The sequence below is a fragment of the Gordonia sp. 852002-50816_SCH5313054-c genome (assembly GCF_001665925.1).
Classification (GTDB): domain Bacteria; phylum Actinomycetota; class Actinomycetes; order Mycobacteriales; family Mycobacteriaceae; genus Gordonia; species Gordonia jacobaea.
This window is the reverse complement of record NZ_LZTE01000055.1, coordinates 19,488-32,529: the sequence shown is the minus strand read 5'-3', so window position 1 is coordinate 32,529 and position 13,042 is coordinate 19,488. Positions and strand designations below refer to the sequence as shown.

The window sequence follows — 13,042 nt, the reverse complement described above, 5'->3', positions numbered from 1 at the left end:
CAGCGGTTTGCGTCGCATCTCCACTGGCAGACGTCAGTACGCAGAAGTCGCCGGGCTTTCAGTGCGGTGACCCCCTTTTGCGTGCAACGATCGGAGTATGGCCGACACAAGCACCGCACCAGACAGCATCCTTGAGGCCGGTACCACCGCGCCCGATTTCACCCTCAAGGCGACGCCCGATCAATCGCTGAGCCTCTCTGAACTCAAGGGCAATCCCGTTGTCCTCGTGTTCTATCCCGCCGACTGGAGTCAGGTATGCGGCGACGAACTCGCCGTCTTTAACCAGTCGCTACCGCTGCTACAGGATTACAGCGCGGTTCTCCTCGGCATCTCGGTCGACAGCGCGTGGAGTCACCAGGCGTTCAAGGAGTCGCGCAAGCTCGGCTACGACCTCCTTGCTGACTACAACCCCAAGGGCGCGGTCTCCAAGGAGTACGGCGCGTACGACGAACAGGCCGGCTGCTCCAAGCGCGCTCTGTTCGTCGTCGACGCAGACGGCGTCATCTCGTGGAGCTACCTGTCGCCGATGGCCATCAACCCGGGTGTGAACGGGGTGCTCGACGCCCTCGAAGCCCTCAAGAACAAGAACGCGTGAGGAGCCGACCATGCCACTGACCCAACCCGTGGGATCCGACGACTACATTCAGGGACCGTCCGACGCCGCTCTCACACTCGTCGAGTACGGCGACTATCAGTGTTCCTATTGCGGGCAGGCCTATCCGATCGTGAAGCAACTCCAGCGCAGCTATCCCGACTCGCTGCGGTTTGTCTTTCGCAACTTCCCGATCCCCGAGATCCACCCGCAGGCACTCGCAGCGGCGGAGTTCGCCGAATACGCGGGCGACCAGGGCAAGTTCTGGGAGGCGCACGACGCGCTGTATGAGAATCAGGATCAGCTCGGCGAGAGCTTCTATCGCGAGTTGGCGACGAGTCTCGGACTGGACCCTGCCGCAGCGGAGGCCGCAGTGAGTGCGCAGCAGTTCGGTGATCGCATCCAGGGTCAGATCAACAGTGGGCTCCGCAGCGGCGTCAACGGCACGCCCGCCTTCTTCATCAACGAGCAGTTCTTTCCGGGACCCTTCACCGAACTCCCCGAGGTGCTCGAGCAGATCTTCGCGTCGGGACGCTGACACCGCTCAGGCAGTTGCTCGCTCAGGCAGTTGCTGCCGTCGCGCGCAACGCGGCGAGTACACGCGCGTTGCTGAAGGTGTCGCCGACGGTGATCCGGACGCCGTGACCGGGAACTGTCTTCACCGCAACGCCGCATGTCCCGAGCAGCGAGCCGAGCGCCACTCCGTCCGCGCCGGGCAGATAGACGAAGTTGCCCTCACCCGCGATGGTCGACGCGCCTATCGCGTGCAGTTGCGCGGACAGCCGATCACGCGCGCCGCGCATGGCCTCGACCCGGTGCGCGAGCGCCGTCGTCGCGGCCAATGCCACCGGCACCGCGGCTTGGGCCGGCGCGCTCACCGCAAACGGAATCTCGAATCGACGGATCTCAGACATCAGCCGCTCGTCACCGACGCCGTATCCGACCCGCAGAGCCGCGAGACCGTGTGCCTTGCTGAAGGTTCGGACGACCACCAATCGGGGATGCCGTGCGATCAGCCGGTGCAGATCTGGTGCGGCAGTACTGAACTCGATGTAGGCCTGATCGAGAATGACCGTCACGTGGTCGGGTAGTGAGGTCAGGAACGCATGTAGTTCGCGTTCGTCGACGACCGTACCCGTCGGGTTGTGTGGGGAGCAGACGATCACGGCGACGGTCGACGCGGTGACGGAGGTGCGCAGCGCGTCGAGGTCGACCCCTCCGCCGCGATCAAGCGGCACACCGCGAAAGTCCATGCGCAGCAACTGTGCGAGGATCGGGAACCCGTCGAAGGTCGGGGTCGCGGTCACCAGTTCGGGCGCGACGCCGTGGTATTGGTCGAGAGCTGCCTGCAGGGCCTGGAGGATGACCCCGGTTGCTCCAGCGCCGACGGTGACCATGTCGTCGGACACTCCCAGATGGTGTGCGATGACGCGACGGGAACCGTGCGGAGTGAACTCCGGGTAGCGGTGTGCCGACAGCACCTGTTGATGGAGAACTTCGGCGACCGCGGGCAGTGGCGGATAGGCTGACTCGTTCAGGTTGAGTCTAATCATGTTGTCGGCGAACACTAGTGACGATCCGACCAACGAATCGCCGCCGCTCCCGCGAAGTCTCCGGCGTGGGCGAACGCCGACATCATGACAACGTCACCGGGCTGGATGCGCCCGTCGGACACCGCCGTGTCCAGAGTGATCGGAAGCCCGACGCCGAACAGGTTTCCGCACTCGTCGAAGGTGTCCGGGTGTCGTTGCTCGGGCAACTCGAGCGCGTCGCGCCAGTTGCGTAGAAAGATGCGGTTCGGCTGGTTGGTGATGAACCAGTCGAGCTCGGACGGGCGGATGTCGATGGAGTCGGCCACCTCGATGGCAGCAGCGGGAACCATGCGATTGCCGCGCGCGAGAACCTTGGTGATCTTCGCTTCGGTGAAGCCGATGTGAATTTCTCCGGTGCCCGCTTCCCAGTAGCGACGGTCGGGTTCTGCCACCGATGTCATGTCGGCCGAGTACTCGCCGTACGAGTGGGTGACCAGTCCGAGGACCGGGGAACCCGCCGGACCGTCGAGGCTCACCACCGCCGCTGCCGCGCCGTCGCCGGGGATCGCGGCCTGTGCCTTGCCGCGAACCTGCTCCTGGGTGAAGATCTGGGATGCGCTGTTCTGTGCCAATCCCAATAGCGCCTTGCCGCCGCCTGCCGCTGCGAGCAGCGCAGCCGCGAGATCGAGCATGTGGATGAACGCGGCGCAGCCGCCGTTGTGGACGTCGAGAACCGTGGTGGGTCGCAGACCGAGACGATCGGCGAGCTCGCCGCCACATCCACGAACCGGTACCTCGGGAAGTTGGCTGTGCGTCAGGACGACGGTGACGTCGTCGAGGTAGTCGTCCCCATGTCTTTCGGTGAGAGTTCTTGCGGCAGAGACCATCATGTCGGCCGACGTCTCGTTTTCTGCTGCGTGGTGCCGGAATGCCGGCGCCGAGAACATGATGTTGTCGGCGAGGTCGTCGTTCTCCGCGAACTGGCTGAAATAGGATGCGGGAACGCGATTCTCGGGCAGATACCCCGCAACGTCCGCGAGGACGACGGCGGGCGCAGTCGGGTTGTTCATGAGCGCATCCAATCGGGCGTAAGGGGCAAATTGTTGGCGTGGCGATACTCGGCGATCGCGGTGAGGTTGTTCAGTTCGAGCTGGTGTCCTGCTGCGAACATGTCCCAGAAGTCGCCGACCCAGACCGGACGGTCGGCGGGTGCCGTTTCTGGGTACGGATTTCGCTCATAGAAGGGATGTCGGCAATTGGTCCACAACACCACCGACCCCGGCTTATCGAGCACGATCTGGGCGTCGACGACGCGCATCAGATAGATCATCCACAGGTGTTTGCCCTGATCCCACGCGCAGTGATAGTCGACGGTCATCGCGTCGGGATTGGCGACCGTACGCGTGTAGATGTCGGTGGCGTCGCCCAGTCTGTCCGACGCCAACCACAATCCCGGCTCGTCGGTCGGCGTGAATCCGCGGAGGCTGTAGGTCCACTCTTCGAGAGACCTTGTGTCGGAGAGCCATTCGTACAGTTCGCGGGCCGGCGCGTTGACGTAACCCTGTACCGGACAGAAGTCGCCGAAGATCTGGTCGTGCGGATAGACCGATCGCAGCATGTCGAGAATGATCGGCGTGGCGGTCTGTCGCGGGTGGGTCTCGATGCGGGTCAACCCGTCGAGCTCGTCGGCTTGCCGGCCCAGGTCGGCCAGCGGTGTGGTCTCGATGGTCATGACTATGGTCCCTTCGGCAGAAACGGTTGGAATGGTGGCACTTCGTCCGGATCGCAGTCGACGACGATGACGTTCGGTCCGGTATCCGCGAACAAGTCGGCACACGCGGAGTCGAGATCGCTGAGAGAAGCAGGATGACGCACCTCGGTGCGAGTGCCGAACATGGCGGCCAAGCCGCCCGCGATGTCCGTCGGCCGGAAGCGATTGACGCTGGCGGCCTCCGGGAAGAAGAGGTGTTCTCGGGTGACGCACATGCCGTGTGCGTCGTTGTTGAGGATGACGAGGGTGACAGGAGCGTCGTATTCCAGGGCGGTGTGAAATTCCATGCCGTGCATGAAGAATGCTCCATCTCCCGCGACGATCACCACCCTCCCTTGATCGGCGGAGCCGATCGCTGCTCCGATTCCTGCCGCGATCGCATATCCCATGCCACCCATACCGAGGGCCACGGTGAATCTCCCGTCACTGATCGGAGTGAGATAGTGGATCGCTGCGGCGCCGACGTTGCCTGCGTCGGCGAAAACTCTTGTGCCACTGCGAAGGTGTGATGAGACGGTGTTCATGATCTGGCGTAGGCTCGGAAACTCAGAGTGCGGCAGCGCCGGTGTGTCGAGGTAATCGATGTCGACGGTCGGCACCGCGCCCTGTGTCAGTCCAAGTGCGGCGAGTGACTCATCGAGAAGTCGGAGCGCACTGGGCAGCGAGTCGACAAGGATCGACGATCCGCGTTGCGGTCTGGCGTCGTTGATGCCGATGTGAATGATCTCGGTGTCCGCAAGATCTGCGTCGAATCCGCCCCGATCGGTCGCTGTCATCCGGCATCCGATGCTGACGCAGATCGACGCGGCCACCAGTTCGGCGTGTGCCGACGGGTGCCCCATGACTCCGGTGATGCCGGCATGGCCGTCGATGTCCTCGAGTGCGTCGGCACCTCCCGGTGCGGCCACGACACTCGCACCAAGGCGAGAAGCGATGCGGCGTAACGCCGTTCCGGCGCGGGTTCGGGAGGCCTCGTCTCCGAGCCAGAGGCAGATCCGCTCGCCACGCCCGACGGCGTCGGCGAGTCGGCCGGCAGTCTCCGTGATCGCGGTGGGACTCTGGGCCGTCGAGTGTGTTGCCGGTACGTGGTTCTCATCTACTCCTGTGTCCCAGATCGTCTGTGATTGAACGTCTTTGGGGATCACAAGTGCAGCAGGCAGTCCGCGATCAAGAGTGGCGAACACAGACTTCAACGCGGGTTCTAGCTCGCTCGCGTCTGCGACCAACTCGACGTGGCCGGTCACCGACTTGAGAAGTCCGACGACGTCGATCGTGTCAGGCGGGTCGAGCATGTCTTGGAATGCGCCCCGAGTGGTCAGCGAGGTAGGTGCAGCGCCGACGACGGCGAGCACCGGAACCCTGCTGTCGTACGATTCGGCAAGCGCAGGAACGACATTCATCGCTCCGCCGCCAGAGGTTGTGAGTACCAATGCCGGCCCGTTCGTCATCCGAGCAAGACCGTCTGCCATTGCGCCAGCTGCGAATTCGTGTTTGGCCACCACAGCAGGCATTCCGAGCCGGGATGCGGCGTCGTAGATGTCTTCGATGTTGGCCCCGTGTACGCCGAACGCGTGGGAGATACCACGTCGACGCGCACTTTCGAGGAGATGCAGAGCGACGCTCCGTCGGTTGGACATGTCGCAAGAGTGCCCGCAGACACCTGAAGGTTGGCTGAAACCGGGTACCTGTTGCTCCCGCCGCGAACGGCATACACTCGACGACCACAGCTCATTGGTCACTTTCCGGTGGGCGACCGTGGTATCGATACAGCTTTGGCCATTGGATGAGCTCGTGAACGTACGCACCCGTATTCGTAGACGAGTAGGCGGCTACGGCGTGCGAAAGCAACTCACGATCGTGTCGGCTTTTGTACTTGTCGTCGCATTGGCCATCAGTGGCGCGGTGATGCTCCTCATGCTGCATCGCGAGAACACAGCGCAGATGTATCGAGCGACGGGGCGTCAGGCGTATCAGATCGCTACCGCGGTCAACCGTGGTGGCGTGTCGGCGGTCGATCCCGACGACCTGACTCCCGGAGCGGGCATCGACATCACGCAGGTCGTCGACGATCGGGGAGTTGTGGTGGCCGCGTCGCCTGGCGCACCACGTACGGCGATCCGGGTCGCGGATGACTCGAATACTGATGAATCGAAGGTGCGCTACGCCGACCACGTGAACGTCCCCGGGTATGGAGACGAGTTCTGCGCATCGGTGAACACCGCGTACCACGCCGACCGTGAGTACACGATCCTCGCGCTCGACAAGGCGACGGGCATAAGGAGCAGTGAATGGACCACCGCGACGCTCATGGCGATCGAACTGCCGATCATCGTGGCACTCGGGGCAGGCGCGGTCTACCTGCTCGTCGGTCGGTCGCTTCGGCCCGTCTCGCGTATCACCAAGCAGGCCAATGAGATCACCTCCACCGAGCTCGAGCAGCGCGTTCCCGTGCCGACCGCAGACGACGAGATCCGCACACTCGCCGTCACCGTCAACAGCATGCTCGGGCGACTCCAACGTGGGCGGGAGTCGCAACTCCGTTTCATCGGCGACGCGTCGCACGAGTTACGAAGCCCGCTCACCACCCTTGTCGGGTTGCTCGACCTTGCCGACGACACATCGACGCCGATCGATGTGGAGACCGTCCGCACCATCCTCCTGCCCGAGGCGCGTCGAATGCAGGCCATGGCAGAAGATCTGCTCTTGCTGGCACGCGCCGATGAACAGGGGTTGACCGTCGTGGCGGGCGATGTGGACCTCGACGACGTCGTCGTCGAGGAGGTCGCACGGTTACGCGCGATGGACGCGGCCAAGGTGACCGCACACGTTGTGCCCGTTCGGGTTTCCGGTGACCGCGAGATGATTCGACGCGCGGTGCGCAACCTCGTCGACAACGCCAGCAGACACTGTGACTCGGCGGTCTGGGTCTCGCTGCGCGCTGATCGATCGAACGCCGTCATCGCGGTGAGCGATGACGGGCCCGGCATTCCCGACGACAGGCGGTCGGTGATATTCGACAGATTCTCGCGACTCGACGTCGATCGTCAGCGTGACTCGTCGGGAGCCGGTCTCGGCCTGGCGATCGCTTACGAGATCGCACAGGCGCACGGTGGCTCGGTCTCAGTTGTCGACGGCAGTCACGGCGGCGCTACGTTCGAACTGGTTCTGCCACTAGGAAACTCGTCCGATGGTTCCGAAGAAGCCAGGAGCCGTTCACAGCGCGATCAAACGGTACCCGGCGCCCCGGATCGTCTGGATGGAGGCGATCCCGAATGGGGCGTCGATGCGCTTACGTAGATAGGCGATGTAAACCTCGACGATGTTCGGGTCGCCGTCGTAGTTCTCGTCCCACACCGATTGGAGAATGGCATGTTTCGACATCACCTGCCCCTGGTTGCGCAACAGCAGTTCGAGTACCGCGTACTCGCGGGGAGTCAGGGCAATGGGCGCCCCGTGACGCGTGACGACGTGTTGGGCGGGATCGAGACACAGCGATCCCGCCGAGAGTATCGCGGGTCGCTCGCGCTGACCGCGCCGGGCGACCGCCCGTAGATGAGCCTTCAGCACGACCACGGAGAACGGCTTGACGAGGTAGTCGTCAGCGCCGAAGTCGAGTGCTTCGGCCTGGTCGTACTCGCCGTCCTTCGCGGACAGCATCACGATCGGCACCCACTGCGATCGTCTGCGCAACTCACGCACGACCTCATAGCCGTTGAGACCGGGCAGCATGATGTCGAGCACCACTGCGTCGAATTCCTCGTCAACGGCACGCTGTAGCGCCTGCGCGCCGTTGTGCAGGACTGACACGTTCCACCCGTCGCTCACCAACACTCGACGAATGGTTTCGGCCGCCCGCACGTCGTCGTCCACCACCAACACACGCACGTCGGACATCGCCCTTCTCCCCGATGCTCAGGCACCGCGGCTCCCGGCGTCGCCATCAGAAAGGACCCCGATGCGTCACCGCACACTGACCCGACCACGTAACAATTCGACCCTACTCCCGGTGCGTGGACCACGAACCCTTCCGCTGCAGTCCGCGCTGCGGTTGCGGGCCGACCCGGCACAGTTCGCAGAGAATCTTCGCGCCGACTACGGCGACATCGCCTTCATCACGGTGCTCGGACGCAACATCGTGATCGTGCAGGGCCCCGAGGCACTCGGCGAGTTGGTTCGCGACGCCGACCGCGCGTTTCGCAACGAGCCGGTATACGGATTTGCCCTCGGCACCCTCTTCGAACGCGGAATCCTGCTGATGGACACCGACGAACATCGCAAGCATCGTCGAATAATGCAGGCGGCCTTCACCGCCGACCGCCTGGCCGGCTACCAGGATCAGCTCAATTCCCTTGCCGCTGAGGCCGCGACGCGATTCACTCGCGGACCAGACGTCGACATGCGTACCGAACTCAAAGCGATGGCACTCGACGTCGCGTTGGAACTGTTTGTCGGAGAGAAGCTTTCGCGCGACGACGCCGATCGGATGAACGCGGCGTTCGTCGATCTCATCGAGGCGGGCAGTGCGCTGGTTCGGTTTCGAATCCCGGGCACCATGTGGGCGCGTGGACATCGGGCGCGCGGCGTCGTCGACGAGTTCTTCAGCGATCTTCTGCCTGCGCGGCGCGGCGCCGACGGCCCGGACCTGATGTCGGCGCTGTGCCATGCACGCGGCGACGACGGCTCGCAGCTCTCCGACCAGCAGGTCGTCGACCACATGCGATTCATGCTGTTCGCCGCTCACGACACCGCCACCATAGCGATGACATCGATGGCCTATCGGTTGGGACGTGACGCGCGGTGGCGTGCGCGCGTCGTCGACGAGGCGCAGCGTCTGGGGGAAGCGCCGTCAGCAGCGGAGTTGAAGGAGTCCGACGTCTATCAGGCGGTGTTCAAGGAGTCGCTGCGGTTGCGCCCGCCGGTGCCGGTGATCCCCCGTGCGGCGATTGCGGACACTTCGATCGGCGGACACTTCATCCCGAAGGGCGCCTTTGTCATAGCGGTCAGCGCGAGCAACCACCGGATACCCGAAATATGGCCGCGCCCAGATGATTTCGATCCCGAGCGGTTCATGCCGGAGAACGTTGAGCGTCGGCATCGGTTGGCATGGGCGCCGTTCGGCGGTGGTGCGCACCAGTGCATCGGCATGAACTTCTCGTACCTGGAGGCGGCGACGATGATTCACCATATGATTCGACGGCTCGACTGGACGGTCGGCTCCGACGACTACGAGCGTCGCGACGTCGCACTGACAGCCAATGTGGGTTTCAGTGCCGCGGTCACCGACGCGCGAGAGCGATGCGACACGCGTAGATAGCGATACCGATGACGATGACCACGACGCCCGAGATCACCGAGGCGCGGGGGAGTGTGCATGCGAGGACTACGCAGCCGACGAGTCCGACGGCGCAGACGATGAGAGGTGGGCGTCGCTCCACGCGAGAAAGTGTCATGGCCGACGCGTTCGCGATCGCGTAGTACAGCAGGACTCCGAACGACGAGAATCCGATGGCGCCACGGACATCTGCGGTCGCGGCGACGACAGCGACAACCGCACCGACGGCGAGTTCGGCGTGATGCGGCACGCCGAAGCGGGGGTGAATCGCCGCCAACGTTCGTGGCAGGTGTCCGTCGCGCGACATGGCCAACGTCGTCCTGGAGACGCCGAGGATCAGCGCGAGCAGTGAACCGAGCGCTGCGACAGCTGCGCCGATCCGAACGACAGGAGTCAGCCAGCCCGCGCCTGCGGCCTGCGTCATCGCAGCCAGTGGCGCTGTCGCAGTGGCAAGTCCGGATGCGCCGAGTGCCCAGAGAGCGGTTGCCGCGACGGTCGCGTAGACGACCAGTGCGATCCCCAACGCGACGAGGATCGCGCGAGGAATGATGCGTGTCGGCTCCCTCACCTCCTCGCCGAGGGTCGCGATGCGCGCGTAGCCGGCGAAGGCGAAGAACAGGATGCCCGCGGACTGCAGTATTCCGGTGACTCGTGCATCCGAGCCGACCTCGAGTGAGTCGACGCTGCCCACGTCGGACGCGAGCGTCGTCACGACGACCACGGTGAGCACCATCAGCACCACGGCGACGATCGCGCGTGTCAGCCACGCCGACTTCTGCACTCCGACGTAGTTCACCGCGGTGAGCGCGACAACAGCGGCGACTGCCACCACGTGTGCGTGCGCGGGCCAGGCATACAGTCCGACGGTCAGCGCCATTGCGGCGCACGACGCTGTCTTGCCGACAACGAACGCCCACCCGGCGAGATAGCCCCAGAAGTCACCGAGCCGCTCGCGGCCGTAGACGTACGTCCCACCGGAGACCGGGTAGATGGCCGCAAGTCGCGCCGACGACATCGCATTGCAGTAGGCCACAACAGCGGCGATGACCAGCCCGATCAGCAGCGCCGATCCGGCTGCGGCGGCCGCGGGCGTCAGCGCAACGAAGATCCCGGCGCCGAGCATCGAGCCGAGGCCGATGATGACGGCGTCGGACATGCCGAGCCTGCGGTGCAGCGACGGGTCAGTCATCGGTCGATCGTGGTCTGAGCATGGTCGAGATTCTCACCGAAAGGTGAATGGCAGGTGGCGTGCTCTTCGACGGCCGCCGCCGCTGCAGCTCAGCTCTGAGCGCTGATAGGCACTACGGTTCGTCCCGTCGTTCGGCCTGCCCGTATCTCGGCGAGCGAGCCGTCGAGGTCGTCGACCCCGATCTCGGTGATGAGTCGATCGAGATGGGCTGGGCGCAAGTCGGTTTCGAGGCGTGCCCAGACCGACCGGCGAAGCTCGGGTCCGATGGACACCGAGTCGATTCCGAGGAGTGCCACGCCGCGCAGGATGAAGGGCATGACTGTTGTCGGGAGGTCGGCGCCACCGGTGAGACCGCTCGCAGCGACCGACCCGCTGTGATTCATCGTCGACAACACGTAGGCGAGTGTCTTGCCGCCGACACAATCGACGGCGCCCGCCCACTGCGATTTCCCGAGCGGACGAATTTTGGTGTCGTCGTCGACGAGTCGGCCGACAACCGACGTCGCGCCGAGCTCGGTCAATAGCGCTGCGGCGTCGGACTTTCCACTCGATGCCGTGACCGAGAACCCGAGTGCGCTGAGGAGATCGACACTCACCGAGCCGACTCCGCCACTGGCTCCGGTCACCACCACGGGGCCGTCGTCCGGGGTGAGCCCGCGGTCGAGAAGTGCGACAACGCTGAGTGCCGCGGTGAAGCCCGCAGTGCCGATGGCGGCGGCTTCGCGCGTCGAGAGGGTGTCGAGTCGTACGACCTGCGCGGCGGGGACCCGTGCGTAGGCGGCATAACCGCCGTGTTGCGCGGTTCCGATCGGACCGCCATGTGCCACAACGCGATCGCCGGGGGCGAAGTCGAGTGTCGACGATGCGATCACCTCGCCGGCGAGGTCGATGCCCGGCACGATGGGGTAGTCGCGCACCACGCCGCCGCGCGGTGTGACAGCGAGTGCGTCCTTGTAATTGACGCCGGAGTAGTCGACCGCGATCGTCACCTCGCCGTCGGGCAGTTGGGTGGCGTCGAGTTGCTCGCTTGCCAAGGTGATTTCGCCGTCGGACTCGCGGGCCATCAGGACGGTGAACTGATCGGGCAGGGTGCGCGTCATTGTGCTCCTCGGATCGTCATGGGTCGTCGAAATCCAGCGTAGGTCAGAGCAATCCTCCGATGTCGCCTGCGGCGAGCAGACAGATCAGCACCGGGACCAGGTGCGTCGGGGCGATTCCGTAGTCGTTGCGACCGACTTTGGTGACGATCGACGCCGCGGTCAGGATCTTCAGGTGGTGGTAAAGCTGACCCGATGTTCCGAAGTCGCCTGACTCCTGCAGATGTGCGACCGAGGCGTTGCCGCGTGCCAGGATGCGCACGATCTCGACGCGTGCGGGATGGCCGAGCGCGGCAAACACGTTCGCGGTCGTCTCCGGCGCGAGATCGAGCGTCGCGTCGGCCGAATAGGCGATATTCCAGGTGACAGGTCCGGTGAAATCGACGCTGCCGGAGTATTCGAGCATGCCCGACAGGCCCTCAGCGGCCGAGTCCGGTTCGCTGTCCGTGCGGTCGCCCGCGGCGAAGACCGCCGCTTCGAGGCGCGCGACTCGGGCTGCGAGGTCGTCGGACGGATCACTGCTCACCCCAAGCACCGTAGCGCGTGTCCGACGTCGCGATCGGTGATGGCTGCGAGGAGCAGTTTCTGGTGGGTGAACTTGTCGGCCTCGGCGTCGCGCTGGGAGACTCCGCGGACCATCAGCGTGCCGGTCCCGATCCTGCCGTCGGGCGTGCGGTATTCGAAGACCTCGGTGATCACTCCGGGGAGGCTGCCGCCCTTGAATCCGAGCACCGAGCCGTCGGGCATCGGTCCCTGGTATTCGAGATGGCGGCGCGCAAGCTCTGCACCGGGCCCGAACGAGCTGTCGGCAAAGCTCGTCATCAGTGCGTTGAGCGCGTTAGACGTCGCCTCGAGATGCGAATCAGTCTGTGGTCGAAGAGGATTGGCGATAGCGAGGTAGGTGTCGAAGAGGCTCGGTACCGGTCCGGTGAATCCATAGCGCACCATGACGTCACGTAACGCGTTGTCGCCCAGCGTGTTACGAAGCAGGTCGGGAGCTGCGGAGTCGGAGAAGCGGATCATCACGTCGGCGAGTTCGCGGTAGGTCACCGTGGCCGAGAGGTCGAGCGGGATGCCCTCGCGTGCGGGAATCCGGAGGTACTCGAGCGCTCGAACGTGCGCTCCGCCGTCGAGCGGGATGTACCAGCGCTGCCAATCCGTGACGGGGACACGCGCTTCCGGGTCGAGCCGGCCGTCGGCAACCGCCCGCGAATACGCCGCGAGATGGATGAGTTTGATCGACGACGCCGCGGGGAACTGCACGTCGGCGTTGTGCGTGATCGGGTCGCCGTCGAGTGGTCGCACACTCAGTGCGTAGTTGCTGCGATGGGCGGCGAGGTACCCGATCCAGCCGGGCACGGTGGTGACGTTCGGCTGTGCGGGTGGAGCACACATCGAGGCTGCGGAAGGGGGTGCGGCGGGGGCGTACGCGGGGGTGAAGAGACCCACGGCTACGGCCAGCACGAATGCGAGGTAGGAAGCGGGGCGCATCGGAACTCCTCAAGTTCGTAAGTACGTAATTACGAAAC

13 protein-coding genes are annotated in these 13,042 nt (G+C 64.6%); 4 read left to right on the top strand and 9 right to left on the bottom strand.

The genetic code is table 11. The annotated features are described in order from the left end of the window. Nucleotides 1-97 precede the first annotated feature (97 nt). A complete protein-coding gene (locus A5788_RS12990; RefSeq protein WP_064865934.1) occupies nt 98-595 on the top strand; it encodes a redoxin domain-containing protein in 498 nt (165 codons plus the stop codon). A 10-nt stretch (nt 596-605) separates the two neighbouring features. Beyond that, nucleotides 606-1,130 carry a DsbA family protein gene (locus A5788_RS12985; RefSeq protein WP_064865932.1) on the top strand — a complete coding sequence of 175 codons (525 nt, stop codon included), beginning with the start codon at nt 606-608 and terminating at the stop codon, nt 1,128-1,130. 22 nt (nt 1,131-1,152) lie between these two features. Here A5788_RS12985 and A5788_RS12980 read toward each other — a convergent pair whose 3' ends face one another. From A5788_RS12980 to A5788_RS12965, 4 genes are read right to left on the bottom strand one after another with little or no spacing between them, the layout of a single operon-like run. Further along, nucleotides 1,153-2,145: a pyridoxal phosphate-dependent aminotransferase gene (locus tag A5788_RS12980; RefSeq protein WP_064866187.1), complete on the bottom strand. Its 993-nt coding sequence runs from the start codon at nt 2,143-2,145 to the stop codon at nt 1,153-1,155. Nucleotides 2,146-2,159: 14 nt separating this feature from the next. Further along, entirely contained in the window at nt 2,160-3,194 is a 1,035-nt protein-coding gene (locus A5788_RS12975; RefSeq protein WP_064865930.1) for a 3-oxoacyl-ACP synthase III family protein, read from the bottom strand. Beyond that, on the bottom strand, nt 3,191-3,856 hold the full coding sequence (locus A5788_RS12970) for a hypothetical protein (protein ID WP_064865928.1): 666 nt from the start codon (nt 3,854-3,856) through the stop codon (nt 3,191-3,193). The genes A5788_RS12975 and A5788_RS12970 overlap by 4 nt, the downstream gene beginning before the upstream one ends. A 2-nt stretch (nt 3,857-3,858) precedes the next feature. After that, complete coding sequence (locus tag A5788_RS12965; protein ID WP_064865926.1) at nt 3,859-5,532, bottom strand: thiamine pyrophosphate-binding protein; 1,674 nt, start codon at nt 5,530-5,532, stop codon at nt 3,859-3,861. A gap of 154 nt (nt 5,533-5,686) precedes the next feature. On the opposite strand from A5788_RS12965, the gene A5788_RS12960 reads away from it, so the two are divergent. Beyond that, nucleotides 5,687-7,192 carry a sensor histidine kinase gene (locus tag A5788_RS12960; protein ID WP_064865924.1) on the top strand — a complete coding sequence of 502 codons (1,506 nt, stop codon included), beginning with the start codon at nt 5,687-5,689 and terminating at the stop codon, nt 7,190-7,192. Here the strand turns inward: A5788_RS12960 and A5788_RS12955 are convergent. Continuing rightward, nucleotides 7,109-7,789 (bottom strand): response regulator transcription factor, encoded by a 681-nt coding sequence (locus A5788_RS12955; protein ID WP_049700032.1) that lies wholly within the window; start codon nt 7,787-7,789, stop codon nt 7,109-7,111. The genes A5788_RS12960 and A5788_RS12955 overlap by 84 nt on opposite strands. Nucleotides 7,790-7,901: 112 nt before the next feature. Here A5788_RS12955 and A5788_RS12950 point away from each other — a divergent pair, with 112 nt between their 5' ends. After that, nucleotides 7,902-9,209 carry a cytochrome P450 gene (locus A5788_RS12950; RefSeq protein ID WP_231894202.1) on the top strand — a complete coding sequence of 436 codons (1,308 nt, stop codon included), beginning with the start codon at nt 7,902-7,904 and terminating at the stop codon, nt 9,207-9,209. Here A5788_RS12950 and A5788_RS12945 read toward each other — a convergent pair. The 4 genes from A5788_RS12945 to A5788_RS12930 form a co-directional block, all read right to left on the bottom strand. Continuing rightward, nucleotides 9,172-10,416 (bottom strand): APC family permease, encoded by a 1,245-nt coding sequence (locus A5788_RS12945; RefSeq protein ID WP_064865920.1) that lies wholly within the window; start codon nt 10,414-10,416, stop codon nt 9,172-9,174. The two genes, A5788_RS12950 and A5788_RS12945, sit on opposite strands and share 38 nt — an antisense overlap. A gap of 89 nt (nt 10,417-10,505) precedes the next feature. After that, complete coding sequence (locus tag A5788_RS12940) at nt 10,506-11,516, bottom strand: acrylyl-CoA reductase family protein (RefSeq protein ID WP_064865918.1); 1,011 nt, start codon at nt 11,514-11,516, stop codon at nt 10,506-10,508. Nucleotides 11,517-11,559: 43 nt separating this feature from the next. Then, nucleotides 11,560-12,039 (bottom strand): ArsR/SmtB family transcription factor, encoded by a 480-nt coding sequence (locus tag A5788_RS12935; RefSeq protein ID WP_064865916.1) that lies wholly within the window; start codon nt 12,037-12,039, stop codon nt 11,560-11,562. Further along, nucleotides 12,036-13,004: a serine hydrolase gene (locus A5788_RS12930; protein ID WP_064865914.1), complete on the bottom strand. Its 969-nt coding sequence runs from the start codon at nt 13,002-13,004 to the stop codon at nt 12,036-12,038. Before A5788_RS12930 ends, A5788_RS12935 begins: the two co-directional genes overlap by 4 nt. Nucleotides 13,005-13,042 lie beyond the last annotated feature (38 nt).